The sequence below is a fragment of the Georgenia sp. 311 genome, assembly GCF_006151955.1.
Classification (GTDB): domain Bacteria; phylum Actinomycetota; class Actinomycetes; order Actinomycetales; family Actinomycetaceae; genus Oceanitalea; species Oceanitalea wutianyii.
In genome coordinates, this window is the sequence record NZ_VDFS01000038.1 from 82,130 (window position 1) to 104,325 (window position 22,196).

Annotated in this window: 17 protein-coding genes and 1 riboswitch; of the genes, 9 read left to right on the forward strand and 8 right to left on the reverse strand. The window is 74.3% G+C overall.

Translation table 11 applies throughout. From position 1 onward, the window contains the following. The first annotated feature begins 312 nt into the window (after positions 1–312). Positions 313–885 carry a helix-turn-helix domain-containing protein gene (locus tag FHE66_RS07270; protein ID WP_218013648.1) on the forward strand — a complete coding sequence of 191 codons (573 nt, stop codon included), beginning with the start codon at positions 313–315 and terminating at the stop codon, positions 883–885. Between the two features lie 384 nt (positions 886–1,269). On the opposite strand, the gene FHE66_RS07275 is transcribed toward FHE66_RS07270, so the two are convergent. Next, complete coding sequence (locus FHE66_RS07275; RefSeq protein WP_139072297.1) at positions 1,270–1,470, reverse strand: hypothetical protein; 201 nt, start codon at positions 1,468–1,470, stop codon at positions 1,270–1,272. Positions 1,471–1,559: 89 nt separating this feature from the next. Between FHE66_RS07275 and FHE66_RS07280 the strand changes: the two genes are divergently transcribed. Further along, positions 1,560–2,555, forward strand: coding sequence for a YafY family protein (locus FHE66_RS07280; protein ID WP_139072298.1), 996 nt, complete (start codon positions 1,560–1,562; stop codon positions 2,553–2,555). Here FHE66_RS07280 and FHE66_RS07285 read toward each other — a convergent pair. Further along, positions 2,516–3,937, reverse strand: coding sequence for an Nramp family divalent metal transporter (locus tag FHE66_RS07285; RefSeq protein WP_139072299.1), 1,422 nt, complete (start codon positions 3,935–3,937; stop codon positions 2,516–2,518). The genes FHE66_RS07280 and FHE66_RS07285 overlap by 40 nt on opposite strands. 239 nt (positions 3,938–4,176) lie before the next feature. On the opposite strand from FHE66_RS07285, the gene FHE66_RS07290 reads away from it, so the two are divergent. From FHE66_RS07290 to FHE66_RS07305, 4 genes are all read left to right on the forward strand, one after another. Further along, a complete protein-coding gene (locus FHE66_RS07290) occupies positions 4,177–8,292 on the forward strand; it encodes a S8 family serine peptidase (protein ID WP_176554691.1) in 4,116 nt (1,371 codons plus the stop codon). A 105-nt stretch (positions 8,293–8,397) separates the two neighbouring features. Next, positions 8,398–9,024 (forward strand): hypothetical protein, encoded by a 627-nt coding sequence (locus FHE66_RS07295; protein WP_139072301.1) that lies wholly within the window; start codon positions 8,398–8,400, stop codon positions 9,022–9,024. Positions 9,025–9,057: 33 nt separating this feature from the next. Then, positions 9,058–9,795: a 2,3-diphosphoglycerate-dependent phosphoglycerate mutase gene (locus FHE66_RS07300; protein WP_230976464.1), complete on the forward strand. Its 738-nt coding sequence runs from the start codon at positions 9,058–9,060 to the stop codon at positions 9,793–9,795. Between the two features lie 151 nt (positions 9,796–9,946). After that, complete coding sequence (locus FHE66_RS07305) at positions 9,947–10,852, forward strand: carbohydrate kinase family protein (RefSeq protein WP_139072302.1); 906 nt, start codon at positions 9,947–9,949, stop codon at positions 10,850–10,852. Here the strand turns inward: FHE66_RS07305 and FHE66_RS07310 are convergent. The 5 genes from FHE66_RS07310 to FHE66_RS07330 all read right to left on the reverse strand — a co-directional run bounded on the left by FHE66_RS07310 (position 10,840) and on the right by FHE66_RS07330 (position 17,036). After that, the gene (locus tag FHE66_RS07310; RefSeq protein WP_139072303.1) at positions 10,840–11,328 is read right to left on the reverse strand and encodes a hypothetical protein; all 489 of its coding nucleotides are present in this window, start codon (positions 11,326–11,328) and stop codon (positions 10,840–10,842) included. The two genes, FHE66_RS07305 and FHE66_RS07310, sit on opposite strands and share 13 nt — an antisense overlap. 135 nt (positions 11,329–11,463) lie before the next feature. Further along, complete coding sequence (locus FHE66_RS07315) at positions 11,464–12,072, reverse strand: copper resistance CopC family protein (RefSeq protein ID WP_168202759.1); 609 nt, start codon at positions 12,070–12,072, stop codon at positions 11,464–11,466. Between the two features lie 62 nt (positions 12,073–12,134). Further along, on the reverse strand, positions 12,135–13,562 hold the full coding sequence (locus FHE66_RS07320; RefSeq protein ID WP_139072305.1) for a DUF2079 domain-containing protein: 1,428 nt from the start codon (positions 13,560–13,562) through the stop codon (positions 12,135–12,137). Continuing rightward, entirely contained in the window at positions 13,559–16,192 is a 2,634-nt protein-coding gene (locus FHE66_RS07325; RefSeq protein WP_139072306.1) for a lysylphosphatidylglycerol synthase transmembrane domain-containing protein, read from the reverse strand. Before FHE66_RS07325 ends, FHE66_RS07320 begins: the two co-directional genes overlap by 4 nt. A 70-nt stretch (positions 16,193–16,262) precedes the next feature. Continuing rightward, complete coding sequence (locus tag FHE66_RS07330; protein ID WP_139072307.1) at positions 16,263–17,036, reverse strand: CPBP family intramembrane glutamic endopeptidase; 774 nt, start codon at positions 17,034–17,036, stop codon at positions 16,263–16,265. A gap of 129 nt (positions 17,037–17,165) precedes the next feature. After that, a riboswitch (SAM riboswitch) is annotated at positions 17,166–17,251 on the forward strand. A 10-nt stretch (positions 17,252–17,261) separates the two neighbouring features. Between FHE66_RS07330 and FHE66_RS07335 the strand changes: the two genes are divergently transcribed. From FHE66_RS07335 to FHE66_RS07345, 3 genes are read left to right on the forward strand one after another with little or no spacing between them, the layout of a single operon-like run. Beyond that, entirely contained in the window at positions 17,262–18,242 is a 981-nt protein-coding gene (locus FHE66_RS07335; protein ID WP_139072308.1) for a methionine ABC transporter ATP-binding protein, read from the forward strand. Further along, positions 18,239–18,916: a methionine ABC transporter permease gene (locus FHE66_RS07340; RefSeq protein WP_230976463.1), complete on the forward strand. Its 678-nt coding sequence runs from the start codon at positions 18,239–18,241 to the stop codon at positions 18,914–18,916. Before FHE66_RS07335 ends, FHE66_RS07340 begins: the two co-directional genes overlap by 4 nt. 23 nt (positions 18,917–18,939) lie before the next feature. Beyond that, the gene (locus FHE66_RS07345; protein ID WP_139072309.1) at positions 18,940–19,782 is read left to right on the forward strand and encodes a MetQ/NlpA family ABC transporter substrate-binding protein; all 843 of its coding nucleotides are present in this window, start codon (positions 18,940–18,942) and stop codon (positions 19,780–19,782) included. 103 nt (positions 19,783–19,885) lie between these two features. On the opposite strand, the gene FHE66_RS07350 is transcribed toward FHE66_RS07345, so the two are convergent. Continuing rightward, positions 19,886–22,196, reverse strand: a 2,311-nt coding sequence (locus FHE66_RS07350; RefSeq protein WP_218013649.1) for a cation-translocating P-type ATPase, incomplete at its 5' end; no start/stop codon positions are given.

Genomic DNA, 22,196 nt, shown 5'->3' on the forward strand with positions numbered 1-22,196 from the left:
GCGGGGAGGGGGTGTGGGCGCGCGGCCCGTCGAGGCGGTCCACCCTCGCAGCGGGCGGTGGGCGGGACAACCGAAATTCAGCGCTGCCTGTTCCCTCCCGCCGCGGGTCAGCGGCGGCGGCCGGGTGTGGGCGTGCAGCATCCAGCGCTCGGCCAGCGATCCGCGGGAGGGGCAAGGGGATCCGGACGTGCGCGATCCAGTGCTCGGCGGAGAAGGAGGGCGGCAGGTCGTGGGCGGTGGGGGCCGGAGCGCGGGTGCGGGGTGGCGGGAGTGGACAGCACTTCTTGCGCAAGAGACCTCTAGAGTTGTGGCATGCCAATGGAGGACCGGGAGCTCATCAACGCCCCTGAGCGGATCCGGGCGCTGTCCCACCCCCTGCGCCTGCGACTCCTCGACCTCCTGGGCGAGCACGCCGAGCTCACGGCGACACAGTGCGCCGACCTCACCGGTGAGTCGGTGGCGAGCTGCTCCTTCCACCTGCGGATGCTCGAGAAGTACGGCTTCATCGAGCGCGCGGCCCCGCGCGGCCGGGAGAAGCCGTGGCGCCCGGTCACCCGCCGGGGCTACGCCACGGGCATCGACCCCGACGTCCCCGGCTCCGTCCAAGCGACCGTCGAGCTCGCGCGGATGACCTTCCAGCAGCGCTCGCAGCGGGTGTGGGCGGCCATGGAGCGCCTCGGCCAGGAGCCGCAGGAGTGGCTCGAGGCCACCCGGCTGATGAACAGCAGCATCTGGGCGACCGCGGAGGAGGCGGCTGCTCTCGGCGACGAGATCATGGCGCTCTTCGAGAAGTTCGAGGCCCGTGACGACCCGTCCCAGCGCCCGCCGGGCTCGCGCCGCGTGCGCGTCATGGCCACGATCCACTCCGAGCCGCCCGAGGACTGACAGGCCCGCCCCGGCGGCCCGCCGAGCGCGCAGAATCTGCCACCAAGTCCGCGACACGCGGGCGACACGCCGGGTGGCGGGCGCTCGGGAGTGCTGCCGGGGGACTTGGTGGCAGGAAACCGGCGGGGACACCCGCGGGGTGCCGCGCGCTCGGGGCCGTGGCCACGGCGCTCGCCAGCGCTGCGCTCGGCCGGCGGACGCGGTGACGATCGCGCTGCGGCACACCGCCGCAGTTCTCGTCCTCACCGTCCGGCTCACCGGCGCTCACCCTGCTGCGCGACGACCCCGGGAGCCGGTAGCTCCCGGGGTCGCACGTGCCGGCGCGCGGCCCTCCACCGCGCGTCCGTGCCGGTGGCGGGAGGGGCCACCTCCCACCACCGACTCCTAGCGGACCACCGCGATGACGACCGTCGTCACGGCCGGGACGGCGACCCCGAGCGTGGTGCCCATCGCCACGGCCGCGTGCCGGCGGCGGTACTGGGGGCGTACCGGGCGCGAGACCGGCAGGTGCTGGTGGCGATGGAACTCGGCGAGTGTGACGTCGACGCTCCGGGCCGCAAAGGCGTCGAGCTGGTGCAGGTCCATGGCACGTCCTTCCGGGTGGGGCTGGCACCTGCCACGCTAGGAACCGAAGCGGACACCCACTGTCCGCTGCACCGGGAAGGGTGGGGGAGATGGTGGATTCCTCCCGGCGGATGCTCGAGCTCCTCAGCCTGCTCCAGCTGCGGCGCGAGTGGCCCGGCGCCGAGCTCGCCGAGCGGCTCGGCGTCAGCGGCCGCACGCTGCGCCGCGACGTCGACAAGCTGCGCGAGCTCGACTACCCCGTCCACGCGGTCAAGGGCGTCGGCGGTGGCTACCGGCTCGGCGACGGCGCCCGGCTGCCACCGTTGCAGTTCCTCAGCGACGAGGCCGTCGCCGCCGCGATCGCGCTCACGACGGCGGCGAGCAGCAACGTCCACGGCGTGGGGGAGGCGGCCCAGCGCGCCCTCGGCAAGCTCCAGCTGGTGCTGCCCGCGCGGCTGCGGGCGCGGGTGCAGCGGCTGGGGGAGAGCGTCGTCCACCTGCCGGGGGTCGCCGTCGTCGACCCCGAGGTGCTCATGACCCTCGCCGGCGCCTGCCGCGACCACCTGTGCCTGCGCTTCGACTACGTCCGCGGTGACGGCACCGAGTCGCGGCGGGAGGTGGAGCCCTACGGGCTCGTCGCCTGGACCGGGCGCTGGTACCTCGTCGCCTGGGACGTCGAGCGGGAGGACTGGCGCACCTTCCGCGTCGACCGGCTCCGCCCCCGCATCCCCCTGGGCCGCCGCTTCACCCCGCGCGAGCTGCCCGGGCAGGACGCCGGGGCCTACCTCCAGCGCCGGGTGCGCGACCTGTGGCAGGAGAAGGCGGTCGTCCTCGTCCACGAGCCGGCGGACAGCGATCGCATGCGGCGCTGGGCGACGATCGGGCAGGTCGAGCCCGTCGACGCGCGCACCAGTCGGCTCCGGCTCGACGGCGACTCCGTGCGGTGGCTCGCCGTCGCGCTCGTCGAGCTCGAGGCCGACTTCACCGTCGAGTCGCCCGCGTCGCTGCGCGACCACCTCCGCACGGTCGCCGGCCGCCTCACCCGCGCCGCCGACCGCCCGGCCCCTCACACCGAGACGAGCCCGGTGGCGCTGAGTGCCGAGTAGACGCCGAGGAGGAGGATCGCGATCCCGCTGACGGCGAGCGCGCTCGCGGCGAACCGGCCGCCACGCAGCTCCGGCTGGACGTACCGGGCGCGCAGGTACCAGGCGGCGACGGCGACGGCGGCGAGGAAGATGCCGCCGGCCACCCCGCCGATGAGGATCATGACGAACGGGGAGGAGATCCACAGGTAGGTGAGCAGCCAGAGGAGGGGCAGCGCGACGATGAACACGCGCATCCACCGGTTGCGCCGGTCGGCGTCCGCCCAGTCGAAGACCCCGAGGATGCTCAGCGCGTTCGCCCACGACCGTGCCCAGGACGGCACCGCGGCCCAGATCGTCGAACCGAGCGCGGCGAGCGCGCCGACGAGGTAGAGCACCCGGCCCCACTCGCCCAGGACGCTCGCATAGGTCTGGGAGAGCACCTCGATCATGTCGTTGCCCTCGGGCACGAGCCCCTGCGGGTGCAGCACGGCGGCGCCCATGACGTAGAACGACATCGTGCTCACCGTGTAGATCACCCACGCGACCAGCGCGTCCTTCTGCATGACGGCGATCCACCCGCGCGCCCGGCGCCGGTAGGCCTCCGAGCCGTCGTCGGGTCCGGACCAGCGGCCGTAGCCCTTCTCCAGGCACCAGTAGGTGTAGGCGGTGATCTCCTCCGACCCCACCCCGGTGAGCCCGAACATCGCGACCGCGACCCCGATGGCCCCGACCGGCAGCGACAGGGTCAGGCCGGAGGCGAGGTCGCCGGCGGAGTAGGCGTACTCGGTCGCCGGGAGGCCGAGCGCGATGACGAGGGTGACGACGACGAACGTCATCGTGAGGAAGACGGCGACCTTCTCGATGAGCCCGTACCGGTTGGAGTACAGCGTGACGATCGCCAGGACTGTGACGACGACGGCCCAGATCGTCAGCGACGTCGCCTCGAGAGGCCCGGAGCCGATCGGCAGGAGGATGCTCAGCGCGGCGGCCATCCCGCCGATGAGGCCGCCGGTCTGGATGAGCTTGGACAGGGCCATGAGGGCCCACAGGACGAAGACCCAGCCGACGTTGCCCACCCGCGGCGGGACGCGGGTGTAGCCCTCCATGCCGCCCAGCCCGGTGACGATCGAGAAGCGGGCCATCTCCACCTGGACGGCGACCTTGACGAGCGTGGAGAAGATGACGAGCCACAGCAGGACGAAGCCGGCCTCGGCGCCGAGCGCGGTCGCGGTGATGAGCTCCCCGGCGCCGACGATCGAGGCCGAGACGATGAGCCCGGGGCCGAAGAAGCGCAGCGACCCGCGCCACGTCGTCGGCGGCTCGCGGACGCCGTCGGGGTGGACGTGGTACGGGTCCCCGATGACGACCGAGCTCTCGGGTGCGGGTCCGGTCTGCTGCGCCATGGCGACTCCCTCGTCCGTCCGTGCGCGCCACTGTAGGGGCGGCGTGCGGCCGCCGCTCAGGGAGCGACGGACCGTGCCCGCACACCCCGGGGACGGCGGCCGGTCAGCCGACGATCCACCCCAGGGTGGGTGACGGGCGGGAGTGCGGGGCGATACCTTGAGCCACCACCCCGTTTGCCCGTTCTTGACGGAGCCGTCAAGGTCCCCCTCCCGAAATGAGAGTGTCGATGCACCGATCATTGACCGCAGCAGCCAGCGCACTCGTGCTCGGTGCTGTCACCGTGCTGGGCGCCGTCCCGGCCGCCGGCGACACCGACCCACCCCCCTCCCTCCCGTCGCTCGCCCCGGACACCAAGGTGAGCGAGTCGCTGAGCGCGGCCGAGGGGACGGTCACGGCGTTCGTCCAGCTCGACGCACCCTCCGCCCTCGACGTCGTCGAGTCCGGCGGCTCGAGCACCGAGGCGCAGGCGGCCGCGGCCGAGGTCGAGACCCTCGCCGAGGACGTCGTCCCCGCCGCCGCGCAGGCCCGCAGCCGCAGCGCCGCCCCGCAGCGGCTCTCGGTGACGAGCACGCTCGTCGCCGGCACCGTCGTCACCGGCGACGCGGAGCAGGTCCGGGCGCTCGCGGCGTCCGACGACGTCCTCGCCGTCCACCTCGTCACCCTCAAGGAGCCGACGAACAAGAACGTCGACGTCCTCACCCGCGCGGCCCAGGTCTGGGAGTCCTACGGGAACACCGGCGAGGGCATCCGCATGGGCATCATCGACACCGGCGTCGACTACACCCACGCCGCATTCGGCGGCCCCGGCACCCTGGAGGCCTACGCCGCCGCCTACGGCGAGGACGGCACCGGCCCGGTGCCCGAGGGCCTGTTCGACGGCGCGAAGTACCTCGGCGGCTGGGACTTCGCCGGCCCGCTGTACGACGCCTCCGGGCTGACGCCGGGCTCCACGCTCGTCCCGCAGCCCGACCCCAACCCCATCGACGCCCACCACACCGCGGGCGGTGGCCACGGCACGCACGTCGCCGGCACCGCCGCGGGCTACGGCGTCACCGCGGACGGGACCACCTTCCGCGGCGACTACGGCGACGTCGGGGACATCAGCGACTGGCAGGTCGGCCCGGGCTCCGCGCCCGAGGCCGGCATCTACGCGCTCAAGGTCTTCGGTGACGTGGGCGGGTCCACCGGCGTGACGATCAACGCGCTGGAGTGGGCGGCCGACCCGAACGGCGACCTCGACTTCTCCGACCGCCTCGACGTCATCAACCTCTCCCTGGGCGCCTTGGCCGCCCCGGTCGACGACCCGGAGAACCTCTTCGTCGACCGGCTCGCCGACCTCGGCACGCTGTCGGTCATGTCGGCCGGCAACTCCGGCGACGCGACCGACGTCGGCGGCTCGCCGGGCAACACCGGCTCCGCGCTCGCGGTGGCGAACTCCGTCGCCGACGTCATGGTCTTCGACGCCGTCGAGGTCGTCGGCGCGGCCGACGAGTCCCTCGTCGGCCTGCACGCCGCGCAGAACACGGTGAACTACACCGGCACCGCGGACGTCGAGGCCCCGGTCGTCTACCTCGGCGAGGGCGTGGACGGCTGCACGCCGCTCACCGCCTACGCCGACCAGGTCGCCGGCAAGATCGTCTGGCTCTCGTGGGACGACAACGACGCCACCCGCGCCTGCGCGAGCGGCGCCCGCTGGAACAACGCGACCGCGGCCGGCGCTGTCGGCGTGCTCATCGGCACCGAGGCCCCGATCTTCACCGCCGGCATCGGCGGCAACCCGCAGACGCCCGGCGCCCAGCTCACCGCCCGGGTGACCGACCTGCTCCTGCCGGAGATCGAGGCCGGCACGCTCACCGTGCGCCTCGGCCCGTCCTACCAGGACGCCGCCCTCACCCGGGACGACACCGTCGCCGACATGCTCAACCCCGGCTCCTCGCGCGGCGCCCACGGCTCGCTCGGCGTCGTCAAGCCCGACGTCGCGGCCCCCGGCACCCGCATCTCCTCCGCGGCCTCGGGCACCGGCTCCATGCCGACCACCCTCACCGGCACGTCGATGGCCTCCCCGCACGTCGCGGGCATCGCCGCGCTCGTCCGCGCCGAGCACCCGGCCTGGACGCCGCAGCAGGTCAAGGCCGTGATCATGAACACCGCGACCAACCCGGTCTACTCCCGGCCCGGGCCGGAGGGCCCGCTGTACGGCCCGGAGCGGGTCGGCGCCGGCCGCGTCGACGCGCTGTCCGCCGTCACCAGCCAGGTCATCGCCTACGACTCCGCCGCGCCGCGCAACGTCTCGGTCGCCTTCGGCGTCGTCGACGTCGCCGAGGAGACGGTCCGGATCAGCCGCACCGTCACGGTCGAGACCCTCGGCCGCGCCGCGGGCGACTTCACCACCGGGTTCGACGGCGCGAGCTCGATGGGCGGGGCGACGATCACGACGAGCCCGTCGCGCGTGCAGGTCCGCCCGGGCCGTCCCGCGACGGTCACGGTCACCCTCACCGTGGACCCGCAGACCCTCGTGCGGGAGATCGACCCGACGTCCGACCCCGTCTCGGGAGTCGGCGTCCCCCGCGAGTTCGTCTCGGCGCTCGCCGGGCAGCTCGTCCTCACCCCGCGCGCCTCGGGCGAGACGCTCCACGTCCCGGTCCACGCGGCGCCGCGGCTCGTCTCCGACCTCACGGTCGAGCCCGTGGAGTTCGCCTCCGCGGACGCGCTCACCGCGCCGCTCGAGGTCACCGGCCGGCACGTCGACTCCGGCGGCTGGACCTCCAGCACCGCCGTCCTCGAGCTCATGCGGACCAGCCCGCAGCTGCCCGACGTCGACCCCGGCTCCACCTCCCCGACCCAGATCGCGGCCGGTGACATCCGGTACGTCGGCGCCATGTCCACCGGGCCGCGGATCGCCGAGGCCGGGTTCGACCCGGCGCTCGGGTACGTCGGCATCGGCATCGCCATGGCGGGCCAGTGGCCCACGCTCGGCACGTCGACGCTGCCGGTCATCGACACCGACGTCACCGGCGACGGGATCCCCGACCTGCAGACCGCGGTCCAGAAGATCGACCCGGAGACCGACGTCACCATCGCCCACACCTACGACATCCGCACCGGGCAGAGCCTGGCGCGCTCGTCGGTCAACGGCCAGTGGGGCGACGTCGACACCACCGTGTACGACAACAACGTCCTCGTCGCGCCGATCCCGCTCGGGCTGTTCAACCCGGCGGTCGTCCCGACGTTCGCGGTGTGGACCTTCGGGGAGTACTCCCCGACCGGCAACGGCCTGGTCGACATGGTCGAGCCGTTCGCCTACGACCCGTTCGCCCCGGACCTGTGGACCAGCGGCGACATCCCGCTCAACGGCCTGTTCGTCCCGTCGACCAGCGACCTCACGGTCCACCGCGACCCGGCCGCCGGCACCGACGTGGGGCCGCTGCTCGTCCTGCACTCCCACAACGCCTTCGGGCAGCGGGCGCAGGTCGTCGACGTCACGGTCCCCGAGCCCGTCGCCGTCGCGACGACGACGACGCTCACCGTCGACGGCGAGGCCGCGGTCGGGTCCGAGCTCACCCTCACGGCGAGCCTCGACCCGGCGACGGCGAGCGGCACCGTGACCTTCCTGGACGGTGGCACCGAGCTCGCCACGGCCCCGGTCACCGGCGGCACCGCGAGCGCCGTCGTCACCCTCGGCGCCGGCAGCCACTCGCTCACCGCCGCCTACGCCCCGGACTCCGCGGCCTTCACGGCCTCGGTCTCCGCGGCGGTGGTCGTCGAGGTCGCGCCGTCCTCCTCGACGACGACGCTGCGCCTGTCGCGCAGCCTCGGTGGCTACGGCGACCAGACGACGGCGGCGGTGAGCGTCGTCGGCGCCTCCGCCGCGCCGTCGGGACCGGTGGAGATCCACGCGGGTGGCGTGGTCGTCGCGACCGGCGAGCTCACCACCAGCGGGCTCACCGGCACGGCGACCGTGACGCTGCCCCGTGACCTGGCCGCCGGGTCCCACCGCCTCACCGCGGTGTTCCCCGGTAGCGGGGACGTCACCGGCTCGGCCAGCCGCAGTGCGACCTACGTCGTCCTGCCGGCGCTCGCGCGGGTCGACCTCGACGCCGCCTCGCGGGTCCCGCGGGGAAGCTCGCCGGAGGTCAGCGTCTCGGTGCTGGCCCGGGGCGGGGCGCCCGTCCCGACCGGCTCGGTCACCGTGACGTCCGGCTTCCGCGTCATCGACCGGGTGGCGCTCGACGCGGACGGGACCGTCGAGGTCCAGCTGCCGCCGGTGCGTCTCCTCACCGTCGTCACCGCGGTCTACAGCGGGGACGCCGGCTACCTGCCGGGTCTGGACGTCGCCACCGTCACCGCCCGCTAGACCCCAGGGCCGCACCACCCGGTCGCCACGTCGGCGCCGGGCCGTGCGGCCCTGCCGTGCGCGTGGCGCACCCGGACCCCGCCCGTGGCCCGTACGCTGGGGACCATGAGCGACGCCGGTCACGGTGACTTCGAGTTCGAGCGCAAGTTCTTCGTCCGTGCGCTGCCCGACGCTGCCCTGAGCGAGCCGGACCCGGTGCTCATCGTGCAGAGCTACTTCCTCGCCGCCGACGGGTACGCGCTGCGCATCCGGCTGCAGGGCCCGGCGCCGGCCGGCCCCCTGCCGGGCGACGAGCGCGAGCTGCTCGAGGCCGCGTCCTTCACGTTCTGCGCCCTCACCGCCAAGGGCCCCTACGTCGGCGGCACCCGCTACGAGGCGGAGCGCGAGCTCGACGTCACCGCGGGCCTGGCGATGGTCCGCCTCGGCGGGGACCTCGTGGCCAAGCTGCGGTACGCGCTGTGGCTCGGCACCGACGGCTGGGTGGTCGACTCCTTCCTCGGGCGCAACGCGCCGCTCGTCGTCGCCGAGTGCGAGCGCGGGGGCCCGGTCACCGACCTCGTCATCCCCGACTTCTGCGTGAGCGAGGTCAGCGACGATCCCCGCTTCGCCAACGACTCCCTCGCCACCTCGCCCTACCGCCACTGGAGCGCCACGTACGAGAGCGAGCTCGCCGAGCGCGGGCCCCGCTTCCTCACCGAGTTCGGCCACAACGAGCTGGGCCTGCCGACCTGACCCGAGGCCGTGCGGACCTGACAGGCTTGTCCGGTGTCCACCCTCATGCTCCTGCGCCACGGCGAGAGCGCCGCGAACGCCCTCGGCCTGTTCACCGGGATCCTCGACGTCGGCCTCACCCCCCACGGTGAGCAGAGCTGTCGCGAGGCGGCGGAGCGCGTCCGCTCCACGGGCTGGCGCCCCGACGTCGTCCTCGCCTCCGAGCTCGTCCGCTCGTGGCACACGGCCGAGATCGTCGCAGCGGCCGTCGGCGGGGAGATCGTGCGCGACTGGCGGCTCAACGAGCGCAGCTACGGGGCGCTGACCGGCTACGGCAAGCGGGAGGTCGCCGAGCGGTACGGCCAGGACCTCTTCCTCCACTGGCGCCGCTCCTTCGACGGTCGCCCGGACCCGCTGCCCGAGGAGACCGTCGCGCTGTGGCGCACGCTGCCCCCGTTCGACCGCCTGCCGCCCGAGGCGCTGGCGCCCACCGAGTCCCTCGCCGACGTCGTCGAGCGGGTCCGCCCGCTGTGGACCGGGGCGCTCGGGCAGGCGCTGCGGGCCGGGCGCACGGTCCTCGTCGTCGCGCACGGCAACTCCCTGCGCGCCCTGTGCGCGCTCGTCGACGACCTGTCACCCGAGGAGCTGCGCGACCTCAACCTGCCCAACGCCCGCCCGCTGGTCTACGAGCTGGCCCCGGACCTCACCCCGCTCCACCGCGGCGGGCGCTACCTCGACCCGCACCTCGCGGCCGCCGAGGCCGCGGTCATCGCCGCCCAGGGAGGGACCTGATCGGACGACCGCGCCGTCCGACCTTCGGCCCGTCACGGTCCGTCCTCCGGCCAGCAGGTTCGCCCCTCCGCCCGACGTGCGCGCGCACGGCTGGCGGTTACGCTTCCCCAGGCAGGTCCCGCAAGGACGCGGACCGGATGGAGGGGCATCCATGAGAGCGGTCGTCGTCGGCATGGCCTACACCGTGACAGCGCTCGCGGTCGAGTGCTTCCCCGTGCCCTACCGGCCCGTGCGCGACGTCCCGATCTCGATGTCGGTCGGCGGCTCGGGGTTCACCGCCGCGCGGACGCTGGCGACGCTCGGGAACGAGGTCTACCTCGCCGCCCCGCTGGGGGAGGACGCCGACGCGCTCGCGGTCGACGCCGCGGCCTACCGCTTCGGGGTCAACTCCGCGATGTGCCCGCGCTCCCTGCCGCGCTCACCGCGCGCCGTCGTCCTCAAGGACGGAACGGGGCTCCAGCAGATCAGTCGCGACCTGGGGGAGGCTCGCACGGCGAGCGTCGAGCTCGACCTCGGCGCCCTGGCGACGTGCGACCTCCTCGTCGTCGACGGCGTGCTGCCGAGCGCCGCCCTCATCGCCGCGGCGCAGGGGGCGGGCGTGCCGGTCGCCGCCGGGCTGGGGACGACGACCACCGCGCCCGTCCTCGGGCAGCAGTGCTACCTCGGGGCCGACCTCCTCGTCATGGGTCACGACCCACGCGTCGACGAGCTCGAGCTGCTGCGCTCCTGGCGGCGACGGTCGGCCGCCCGGCTCGTCGTCGTCACCCTCGGCAGCCGGGGCGCCATCGGGATGGCGCGCGACTCGCCCGACGTCGTGGAGGTGCGGGCCCGGGACCTGGGGCCGGGCGCCCGGCCGGCCGGTCTGGGCGCGACGTACTTCGCGGCGCTGGCCCACTGCGTCTTCGCCCGGGGCTGCGACCCGCGGGCGGCCATGCACTACGCGGCGACCGCCGCCGCCTGGACGATCGCCCACCCCGGCGAGCCCGACGGGCTGCGGGAGGACGTCCTGGAGGCGGCGGCGGTGCGCCCTGACGGTGCGGTGGGTCAGTCGCCGTAGCCGGCGTCGGCGCACACGGTCTCGAGCTCGCCCTGCGCGGTCTCCGAGGCGGTGACGTCGATCTGGGTGAGGTCGGGGAACGCGGGCTCCTCGTCCTCGGGGACCTCGGCGGTGCGGGACTCGTTGACGGTCGCCACGGCCTCGGTGAACGGGGCGTTGACCTCCTCGAGGAGCGTGACCATCTCCTCGGGGGCGTCGCGGCCGAGCTCGGTGATGCGCTGCTCGAGGGCGTTGATCTCGGTGTAGGTCGCGGCGTCCACGACCTCACCGCCGCTCAGGGCGGCGCGGGCGTTGGTGGCGCGTTCGGCGAGGGGCGTGCCGGTGCCCTCGTAGAAGCCGGCGCAGGTCTCCTGCTCGACGGTCTGCTCGGTGGCGGTCGTCGTCTCGGCGCTCGTGGCGTCGTCGTCGGAGGTGGTGGAGCTGCACCCGGCCAGTCCGATCAGGAGGACGGCGGGAAGGATGAGTCGACGTGTCATGTCTCTGACGGTAAACCCGACGGTCACCCCGGCGCGCGGTCATTTCCGGCCGCCCGCCCGTCCTCCCCGCGGATAATCGAGAGTTCTTGATCATGGCGCTGGCCTGCGGTGTGAGGAGAGTCGCAGCCGCGGCGGTCAGAGGCGGTCCTCGCGCAGCCGCCTCGCGACGAGGACGACGAGCCCGGCCACGGCGCCGAGCGCCGCGACGCCGACGGCGACCTTGAGCCACGTCGGCAGCCCGGCCAGGCCGGTCTCCTCGGCCTCGGCGGTCGGGGCCGCGGCCGGCTCGGCCGTCGTCGGCTCGGGCGTGGCGGCCGGCTCGGCGGTGGGCGCCGCGCTCGCGGTGGGCTGGGCCGCCGGCGCGTCGAGCGTGAAGGCGATGGTGCCCTCGATCGGGTGGCCGTCGCTCGAGGCCACCCGCCAGCGCACCTCGAGGTCACCCGAGGGCAGCGGCTCGCTGAGCGGCAGCAGGACCTCGGCGCCCTCGACCGTCCCCTCTCCCTGCGCGACCGTCGCCCCGGAGGCGTCGACGACCGTGATCGCCGAACCGACCGCGAGCGGCGGGTTGTTGAAGGTGAGCACCACCGCGTCCGGTGCCTCGCTCAGCACCTCACCGGCGGCGGGACGCGAGTCGATGAGCATGTCGTGGGCCTGCGCGGCGGGCGCGACGAGGACCGCGAGGGTGAGCAGGAGCAGCCCGGCGACGACGGCGCGGGCACGACGGAAGGCGGCGGCGAAGGTCATGCCCGCCATCGTAGGCACGCGTGGTCGCGCGGTGGACGCACCGTCCGGGACCTGCCGGCCGCTCAGCCGCCGTCGACGCGGCGGGCGACCTGGTAGCCGCCGGTGTCGAGGACGATCTCGTAGTCGGTCCCCGGGTGCTTGAGCTCGGCGTGGGCGGCGGCGTCCGGGGGAGGGGACCCGCCCCACGTCGAGCCCTCCTGGTCGATGACGTAGTAGTCCGGGGCCGGGTTGTCCGGCGTGCCCGACCACAGCGCCGTCGTCGTCGGCACGAGACGGGCGAGCAGGCCGATGTCGCTGGCCACGGTGGCGCCGTCGGGCACGGTGTCGAGCACCGCGCGGGCCGCCTCCGCGCGCGGGGACGGACGCCAGGTCTCCCCGTGGAGGAGGTCGGCGACCGGCAGGCCCGGCGCGGTGAGCAGGACGCCGAGGCCGGCCGCACCGAGCGCGAGGGCGGTGCGCCGGCGGTGGACCACGGCCGGCGGCGGGTCGGCGGCATCGTCGACGGGCCGGGGGCCGAGCGCGTCGAGCATCGCGGCGACGGCGAGCGGCATGAGGACGGCGTCGTAGTGCCAGCCCCACGTCCAGTAGAAGGGCACGTCACCGAGGAAGCGCCAGGCGAGGGTGGGGAGCGCCGCGAGCAGGATCGGGGAGCGCACCCCGAGGACGCCTGCCGCGGCGACGAGCAGCAGCACCGTGACGACCTTCTCGCCCGGGCCGAGGACGGCGGCGAGCGTCCCGAGCGGGTCGCCGAGCACGTCCCCGACCGTGAGTCTGTCGGCGTAGTCGTACTGCCCGCGCGGGTTGAGGGCGGGCAGGATGACCGCCGTCGCGAGGGCGAACCAGGCGGCCCCCCACAGCGCGAGGCCCGGGCCCGCGCGCCGGGCCCCCCGCCACCACATGACCAGCCCGAGGACGGCGACGAGCAGCCCGAGGTCCTCCTTGACGAAGACCACCGGCGCGAGCCACAACGCCGCCGCGCGCCAGCGCCGTTCGAGGAATGCGCACAGCCCGAACGCGAGCAGCGGCAGGGCGAAGGCGACCTCGTGGAACTGGGTGCGCACCGCCCCCTGGATGCCGTAGGACAGCACGTACAGCGCCCCGAGGACGGTGCCGGGGACCGGTCCGAGCCGCCGCACCGCGAGCGCGGTGAGCGGCCAGGCGGAGACCGCGACGAGCAGCGCCTGGACGACGAGCAGGGTGAGGCCGGAGGGGAACAGCGCGTAGACGGGCCCGAGGAGGACGAGGATCGGGTGGAAGTGGTCGCCGAGCAGGTTGAAGCCGTCCCCCTTGATCGGCACGATCGGCGCGCTGAACGAGCCGTACGCCTTGGCGAGCTGGGTGAAGATCGCCAGGTCCCACGAGGGCACCTCGAGGCGGCGCCACTGGAGCACGCCGACGACGACGTAGAGGACGCCGGCCACCCCTGCCACTGCCCACGGCTGCCACAGCCGTCCGCCCGTCCGTCCGACGACGCCCCCCGCAGGGCTCACAGCGCCCCGTGGCGCTGGAGGTGGCGCAGTGCGGCCCAGCCGAGCGGCACCCGCAGCCAGAAGGTGAGGACGCGGAAGACGAGCGCCGCCGAGAACGCGACACCTGCGGGGATCCCGGCGACGGTGAGACCACCGGTGAGCGCGGCCTCCACCGGCCCGATGCCACCCGGCGAGGGCACCGCCGCACCGACGGTGTTCGACGTGAGGTAGGTGATCGACAGCGTCGTCACCGGCAGTGAGTAGCCGAACGCCGCGAGAGCGGCACCGAACGAGGCGACGTAGCCGAGGGTCATGATGACGTTGCCGCCCAGGCCCATGAGCAGCCGGCTCGGGCTGCCGACCACCCACAGCACCCGCGGCCACACCTGGGTGAGCGTCGGGCCGAGCTTGTGCCACAGCCAGCTGCGCGCCGGCGGCACGGCGAGCACGACGACGACGATGAGCACGGCGACGATGCCCACCCCGGTCACCGCGCCGGAGGGCACCGACAGCGTGCCGGCCGAGCCGGTGACGAGCGCGATGACGGCGAGCAGCGCGACCGTCGTGACGAACTGGGAGACCTGGACGAGGGCGACGGTCGCCACCGCGAGCGGGGTCGCGATCCGCTGCTTGACGAGGTAGCGGAGGTTGAGCGCCGCGGGGCCCACGCCTGCCGGGGCGACGAGCGAGACGACGCCCGCCGCCACCTGGACGAGGGTGGTGCGCCACAGTCCGACCCGTTCCGGGGAGAAGGCGACGAGCCCCATCGCGCTGCCGACGTAGGTGAGCAGGCCGAGCCCGAAGCACAGACCGAGCCACCACGGGTTGGCGTTGCGGGTGGCGTCGAGCACCTGCTCGAAGTTCAGCGTGCCGAGGAGCAGCCAGATCGCGACGACGGCGATCGTCACCATGACGACGGTGCGGACGCTGAAGCGGGCGAGGTTGATCGGCTCGACGTCGGCGTCCGGGTGCTGGTCGACGAGCTGGGCGCGCAGGGAGTTGAGCAGCTCGCGCGGCTTTCCGGCCGCCGCCCGGGTGTGCGGGGCGAGGATGACCGGCTGGAGCAGCGGGGCGATGGAGGCGAGCTGGTCGCTGCCCAGGCACCGGCTCGCGCTCGCCAGGGCCCGCTCCTCCCCGACCTTCGTCGCGGTGATCGCGAGCATCTGGGCGAGGTCGAGGCGCCGGGACAGCTCGGTGGAGGCGATCTCCCCGTTCTCCCAGTCCAGGAGGTACACGTCGCCCTCGCTGCCGACGAGGACGGCGTTGGCCGTGAGGTCGAGGTGGGCCAGGCCGGCGGCGTGGGCGGTGCGCAGCTGGTCCCACACCTCGTCGAGCAGCTCGTCGCTCACCTCCTCCTCGGTGAGGTCGGACAGGCGCCGGGCGCCGGCGATGTGCGCCGTCACCATGATCATCGAGTCGCGGGCCTCGGCCATCCCGACGAGCGGTGGGGTGTTCACCCCGGCCCGCTCGACGGCGTAGGCGAGGAGGGCGGCGCGGTCGGCGGCGTCGCGCAGGGAGCCGGAGCGCCGCCGCCGCAGGCCGCGCACGCGCATCCGCGACCACAGCGAGGAGAGGTAGCCGACGACCTGCCGGTCGCCGTCGAGCATGGTGACGTACCAGCGGCGGCCGGCGGTGTCCCACACGGAGTACACCCGGTGGGCGCTCACCGGGTCGAGGTTGACCCCGCCCGGGCTGGCGGCGGCGTGGACGACGGCCTGGGGGTCGGTGAGCACGTCGGGCACGATCGTGTCGGACGCGCGCGTCGTCACCGGCCAGCCGGCGTCGGGGTCCTCGCCGAGGATCTCGTTCTCCGCCAGGTGCTCGGTGTAGCCGATGGGGGAGGAGGTCGTCACGGTCCATGCCCGCACGTCGCCGCCCTCGGGCGGGTCGAGGCGCACGACGCGGACGGCGTCGAGCCCGGCCCGCCGCAGCCCCTGGACGAGGTCGATGCCCTCGGCGCGCTCGTTGAAGACCCCGACGAGCAGGCGCCCGGCGAGCCCGACGAGCCGGCCGAGGAGCACGGTGACGACGGCGCCGGGCAGGGTGAGTGCTCCGCGGATGACGGTGAGGGCGAGCACGACCCACAGGAGGTTCCACGACCAGCGCACGGAGGGCCGCCGGTCGCGCGGGCCCATCGCGGTGAGGAGTGCGGCGAGCGCGGCGACGAGCGGGTTCATCGCGATGACGCTGTCGCCCTCGCTCGTGATCGTCAGGCCGACCGACAGGGCGCTGGGCCCGTAGGAGTCGAGCAGCCACACCGCGGCGGTCGTGAGGGACCAGGCGACGACGGCCGCGGCGAGCGCCTCGAGGACCGAGCGCCAGCGGCGCCGCACGAGCTGCATGGCGACGACGAACAGCGGCAGGAAGAAGGTGACGACACCCTCGAGCACCGTGACGGGCAGGAGCAGGATCTGGCGCAGGACGAGCGCGGCGGCGGACTGGACGTCCTCGGTCACCCCGATCGCCGTCGCGTGCGCGTAGACGGCGAGGAGGAGCACGACGCCGATCCCGAGCGCCGACATGACGAGCTCGAGGAGGTCGCGCGGGCGGCGCACGCGCACGGCCGGGAGGTCGACGAGGAGCACCTTGCGCCGGGGCGCCTCCGGGGCGCCGGGCGCGGGCGTGCGGGTGTCGCCCGGCCGCTCCGTCATGCGCCCGATTCTAGGACGTGCGGCCTGCGCAGACGCGGGAGCCGGGTGGGCGTGGCCCCTTCCGGGCGGTTCAGGTGAGTCCGAGGGTCCGCAGCACGGACTCCGGCAGCAGCGAGTAGCCGACGAAGGCGACGACGTCGATGAGCGTGTGGGCGAGGACGAGCGGCATGGTGCGCCGTCGTCTGCGGTAGTACTCGGCGAACACGACGCCCATGGCGACGTTGGCCAGGCCCGGTCCGATGCCCTGGTAGAGGTGGTAGGAACCGCGCAGCAGCGAGCTCGCGGCGACGACCGACGCGGGGCGCCAGCCGAGCTGCTCGAGCCGCTCGATGAGGTAGCCGGCTGCGATGACCTCCTCGAGGAGCGCGTTCTTCAGCGCGGCGAGGATGAGCACCGGGACGGTCCACCAGTACTGGTCGAGCGTGGCGGCCTGCACCTCGACGGTGATGCCGAGCGCGCGGCCCAGCGCGTACACCCCGAGCCCGGGCACCCCGATGAGCGCCGCGAGGCCGACGCCGACGGCGAGGTCGCGCCAGGGGCGGGAGAACGTGAGACCGATGCGGCTGGTGGCGCGCCGTCCGGGCTCGCTGAGGAGGAAGAGCGCGAGGGCGACCGGCACGAGCGCGAACCCGATGTTGAGCAGCTGGTAGGTGAGGTCGAGGTAGGGGCGCGGGGAGCGGGAGGGGTTGAGCGCGGTGGTCTGCTGCCGCAGCGGCGCCTCGGCGGTGAGGCGGGCGATGATGTTGACCACGGCGTACACCCCGGACTGCCCGAGGGACAGGCCGAGGACGATCCACACCTCGGTCCGCAGCCGGCGGGCCGGGGCGTCGGTGCGCGGCGGCATGAGGCGGTTATAGCAGGAGGCGGCCGGGGCGGCTCGCCGGGCATCTCCGGTGGCGCCCGGATGGCAAGACGCGCGTCTCGCCAGCCGGACGCACTTGCCAGGACCCGGATTCGCGATCCTACGATGTGGCCACCATCCAGAGCAGCCGAGAGACCTGGCTCGTCGACGCTGCAGCAACCCGATCCGTCGGGTGCTCCCGCCAGGACCGATGGAAGGACGTCTCTCGTGATCAGCCTGACCGACCTGCGCAAGGTCTACCGCAGCCGCGGTGGCCGCGAGGTCGTCGCGCTCGACGGCATCGACCTCCACGTCCCGCGCGGCGCGATCCACGGGATCGTCGGGGAGTCCGGGGCCGGCAAGTCGACCCTCGTCCGCTGCCTCACCGCCCTCGAGCGCCCGACCTCCGGGACCGTGAGCATCGACGGCGTCCCGCTCGCCGGCCTCGGTGAGCGGGAGCTGCGCCGCCAGCGGCGCCGCATCGGGATGGTCTTCCAGCACGTCAACCTGCTCGAGGCGCGCACGGCGGCGGCCAACGTCGCCTACCCGCTGCGGGTCGCCCGCGTGCCGCGCGAGCGTCGCGACGAGCGGGTGCGCGAGCTGCTCGAGCTCGTCGGGCTCGGCGACCGGGCCGACGCCTACCCGGCCCAGCTCTCCGGCGGCCAGAAGCAGCGCGTCGGCATCGCCCGCGCGCTGGCGGCCGAGCCCGCCGTCCTCCTGTGCGACGAGCCGACGTCGGCGCTCGACTCCGACACCACCCGCCAGATCCTCGGGCTCATCCGCGACGTCCGCGACCGGCTCGGGATCACCGTCCTCATCATCACCCACGAGATGGCGGTCGTCCGCGAGGTGTGCGACTCGGTCAGCCTCCTCGACCACGGCCGCGTCGCCGAGCACGGGCTGATCGACGTCGTCGCCGGTGACCACGGCACCCGCCTGGCCCGCGCACTCGTCCCGCTGCCTCCCGAGCCGCGCGAGGAGGGCCGCGCCACCCTCGAGCTGTCCTTCGGCGGTGAGGTGAGCACCGCCCGGGTGCTCGCCGCCGTCGCCGCGCTCGGCGAGGAGGCCGACGTCTCCGCCGGCACCATCGAGACCCTTGCCGGCACCCGGGTGGGCCGGCTGCGACTGTCCGTCCCGGTGTCCGCCGCCCTCGTCGCGCAGCGAGAGCTGCGCGCGGCCGGGGTCCACGTCGAGGAGGTGGCGCCGTGAGCTGGCTGCAGGACGCCCTCGCCAACCGGGTCATCACCGAGCAGCTGCCCGAGGCGACCCTCCAGACCCTCTACATGACGGGGCTGTCGACCGTCATCACCATCCTCCTCGGCCTGCCGCTCGGCCTCGCGCTCGTCGTCACCGCGCCCGGGGGCCTGCGCCCCGCGCCGGCGCTGAACACGGTGCTGTCCGTCGTCGTCAACGTCGGGCGCTCGATCCCGTTCATCATCCTCATGGTCGCGATCCTGCCGCTCACCCGGCTCCTCACCGGGACCACCTACGGGTGGCGGTCCGCCGTCGTCCCCCTCGCCGTCGCCGCCATCCCCTTCTTCGCCCGGCTCGTGGAGAACGCGGTGCGCGAGGTGGCCCCGGGGAAGGTCGAGGCGGCCCAGATGGTCGGTGCCTCCCGGCTCGGGATCGTCGGCGGCGTCCTCGTCCGCGAGGCACTGCCCGCGCTCGTCGGCGGCGTCACCGTCACCGTCATCACGCTCATCTCCTACTCCGCGATGGCCGGCGCGCTCGGGGCCGAGGGCCTCGGTGCGCTCGCCGTCAACCACGGCTACCAACGCTTCCAGACCGACGTCATGGTCGTGACCGTCGTCGTGATCATCGTGCTCGTCCAGCTGATCCAGATGCTCGGGGACCGGGTCGTGCGACTCGTCGACCACCGCTGAGCCCCACCGAGAGGACCCAACCCATGCGCACCACCCGACCCGTGCGGCTCGCCGCGCTCGCCGCCGTCACCACCCTCGCGCTCGCCGCCTGCGGCGACACCGCCGAGGAGGAGCCGGCCGCCGCCACCGGTGAGTCCGGCGGCATCGCGACGATCGTCATCGGTGCCAGCCCGACCCCCCACGCCGAGATCCTCGAGTTCGTCCAGGAGAACCTCGCCGAGGACGCCGGCTTCACCCTCGACATCATCGAGTACACCGACTACGTCCAGCCCAACGTCCAGCTCGCCGAGGGTGAGCTCGACGCGAACTTCTTCCAGCACCTGCCGTACTTCGAGGCCGAGGTCGCCGAGAAGGGGTACGACTTCGCCCACTTCGACGGCGTCCACATCGAGCCCTACGGCATCTACTCCGAGACGGTGACCTCGCTGGACGAGCTGCCCGACGGCGCCCAGGTCGGCGTCCCGAACGACCCGTCGAACCAGGCGCGCGCGCTCGAGCTGCTCGAGTCCGAGGGCCTGTTCACCCTCGCGGACGTCGAGGACCCGACGATCTTCGACGTCGCCGACAACCCGAAGGACATCGAGCTCGTCGAGCTCGAGGCCGCCCAGCTCGTGCGCAGCCTGCAGGACCTGGACGCCGCCGTCGTCAACGGCAACTACGCCCTCGAGGCCGACCTCAACCCCGCCGAGGACGCCATCGTCCTGGAGTCCGGCGAGGGCAACCCGTTCGCCAACCTCGTGGCCGTGCGCAGCGAGGACGTCGAGGACCCGGCGCTCGTCGCCCTCGACGAGGCGCTGCGCTCGGACGAGGTGCGCGCCTTCATCGAGGAGCGCTGGCCCGCCGGCGAGGTCGTCCCCGCCTTCTGAGGTTCACCTTCGCCCGCGAGCGCGGGTGATCCGCGCGAGCGCGGGTGTGATGGCACCCGCGCCCGGCGGTATCACCCGCGCTCGTAGGTCCCGCCCCCGCTCGTCAGCTCGCGCGGCGCAGGCGCAGGGAGTTGGCGACGACGATGACGGAGCTCGCGGCCATCGCCGCCCCCGCGATCATCGGGTTGAGCAGGCCGAACGCCGCGAGCGGGATCGCCGCGACGTTGTAGGCGAAGGCCCAGAACAGGTTCTGCTTGATCACCCGCAGCGTGGCGCGGGAGACGGAGATCGACGTCGGCGCCGCGCGCAGGTCCCCGGTCACCAGCGTGATGTCGCTGGCCTCGATCGCGACGTCGGTGCCGGTGCCCATCGCCAGGCCCAGGCCCTGCTGCCCGGCCTGGGCAAGCGCCGCGGCGTCGTTGACGCCGTCCCCGACCATCGCCACGACCCGGCCCTCGCCCTGGAGACGGGCGACGACGTCGAGCTTGTCCTCCGGCAGCACCTCGGCGATGACGTCCGCGGCCGGGATCCCGACCTCCGCCGCGACGGCCTCGGCCGCGGCGCGGTTGTCGCCGGTGAGGAGGATCGGGCGCACGCCGAGCTCGCGCAGCCGTGCGACGGCCTGCGCCGACGTGGCCTTGACCGTGTCGCGCACGGCGAGGACGCCGCGGGCGGTCCCGTCCCACGCGACGACGACGGCGGTCGCGCCGGAGCGCTCGGCCTCGTGGTGGTCCGTGGCGACGTCGTCGGGCACGGTGACGCCCTGCTCGGCGAGCCAGGCGGGCCGCCCGACGAGGACCTCGCGGCCCTCGACCCGACCGCTGACGCCGCGCCCGGCGTGGCCGGCGAAGTCGGTGACGGCGGGCAGGTCGCCGAGCTCGGCGGCGGCCCCGGCGGCGACGGCCTGGGCGATCGGGTGCTCGCTCGCGGCCTCGACCGCCCCGGCGAGCCGGAGCAGCTCGGCGCGGTCGGCGGCCGGACGCACGTCGGCGAGCCGCATGCGGCCCTCGGTGACCGTGCCGGTCTTGTCGAGCACCATCGTGTCGATCCGGCGCGTGGACTCGAGGATCTCCGGGCCCTTGATGAGGATGCCGAGCTGGGAGGCGCGGCCCGAGCCGACGAGCAGCGCCGTCGGCGTGGCCAGCCCCAGCGCGCACGGGCAGGCGATGATGAGGACGGCGACGGCCGCCGTGAACGAGGCCTGCGCGTTGGCGCCGGACATCAGCCACACGACGAGCGTGCCGAGCGCGACGACGATGACGACCGGCACGAAGACGGCCGAGATGCGGTCGGCGAGGCGCTGGACCGGGGCCTTGCCGGTCTGCGCCTGGGTGACGAGGCGTCCGATCTGCGCGAGCGTCGTCTCCTCACCGACCCGGGTGGCGCGCACGAGCAGGCGGCCCGAGGCGTTGACGGTGGCGCCGGTGACGGCGTCCCCCTCTGCGACGTCCACCGGCACGGGCTCGCCGGTGAGCATCGAGGTGTCGACGGCGGAGGAGCCCTCGACGACGACGCCGTCGGTCGCGACCTTCTCACCGGGCCGCACGACGAACAGGTCCCCGACCCGCAGCCGCTCGACCGGCACGCGCTCCTCGGTGCGGCGTCCGGCGTCGTCGACGCGCAGGACGGCGACGTCCCTCGCGCCCATCGACAGCAGCGAGCGCAGCGCGTCGCCGGCCCGCCGTCGGGAGCGGGACTCCGCGTAGCGCCCGAGGAGGAGGAAGGTCGTGACGACCGCCGCGACCTCGAAGTAGAGCTCGGGCATGCCGACCTCGCCGGCCGCACCCTGGGCGGGGAACAGGCTCGGGGTCATCCGCATGCCGATCTCCCCGGCGCCGCCGAGGAGCAGGGCCCACAGGGACCACAGCGTCGCCGCGGTGACACCGAGGGAGACGAGCGTGTCCATCGTCGAGGCGCCGTGTCGCGCGGCCTTGGCGGCCGACCGGTGGAAGGGCCAGGCGCCCCAGGTGACGACGGGCAGCGCGAGAGCCGTGACGACCCACTGCCAGCCGGGGAACTGGAGCGCGGGGAGCATCGACAGCGCGACGACCGGGACGGTGAGCCCCCCGGCGACCCGCAGCCGACGGCGCAGGTCGGCCTGCCGCTGCTCGGCGGGGGAGGAGGTGTCCTCACCCGCGCCGTGCTCGTGGCCGGCCAGGGCGTGCTCGTCCGCGTCGTCGTCGTGCTCGTCGTCGGCGGTGTGCCGACGGGTGACCGACCCCGCGTACCCGGCGCGCTCGACGGCGGCGAGGAGGTCGGCGTCGGCGACCGGCTCCTCGAGGGTGACGTGGGCGGACTCGGTCGCGAGGTTGACCGTGGCGCTCACCCCGGGCAGGGCGTTGAGCTTCTTCTCCACCCGGTTGACGCAGGAGGCGCAGGTCATCCCCTCGACGGCGAGGTCGACCTCGCCGAAC

Excerpts from the sequence above, each read along its gene's own strand:
- FHE66_RS07315 (WP_168202759.1), bottom strand. The coding sequence starts at position 12,072 with ATGACCTTCGCCGCCGCCTTCCGTCGTGCCCGCGCCGTCGTCGCCGGG.
- FHE66_RS07325 (WP_139072306.1), bottom strand. The coding sequence starts at position 16,192 with ATGACGGAGCGGCCGGGCGACACCCGCACGCCCGCGCCCGGCGCCCCG.
- FHE66_RS07285 (WP_139072299.1), bottom strand. The coding sequence starts at position 3,937 with ATGGCGCAGCAGACCGGACCCGCACCCGAGAGCTCGGTCGTCATCGGG.
- FHE66_RS07275 (WP_139072297.1), bottom strand. The coding sequence starts at position 1,470 with ATGGACCTGCACCAGCTCGACGCCTTTGCGGCCCGGAGCGTCGACGTC.
- FHE66_RS07295 (WP_139072301.1), top strand. The coding sequence starts at position 8,398 with ATGAGCGACGCCGGTCACGGTGACTTCGAGTTCGAGCGCAAGTTCTTC.
- FHE66_RS07310 (WP_139072303.1), bottom strand. The coding sequence starts at position 11,328 with ATGACACGTCGACTCATCCTTCCCGCCGTCCTCCTGATCGGACTGGCC.
- FHE66_RS07280 (WP_139072298.1), top strand. The coding sequence starts at position 1,560 with ATGGTGGATTCCTCCCGGCGGATGCTCGAGCTCCTCAGCCTGCTCCAG.
- FHE66_RS07330 (WP_139072307.1), bottom strand. The coding sequence starts at position 17,036 with ATGCCGCCGCGCACCGACGCCCCGGCCCGCCGGCTGCGGACCGAGGTG.
- FHE66_RS07305 (WP_139072302.1), top strand. The coding sequence starts at position 9,947 with ATGAGAGCGGTCGTCGTCGGCATGGCCTACACCGTGACAGCGCTCGCG.
- FHE66_RS07345 (WP_139072309.1), top strand. The coding sequence starts at position 18,940 with ATGCGCACCACCCGACCCGTGCGGCTCGCCGCGCTCGCCGCCGTCACC.
- FHE66_RS07270 (WP_218013648.1), top strand. The coding sequence starts at position 313 with ATGCCAATGGAGGACCGGGAGCTCATCAACGCCCCTGAGCGGATCCGG.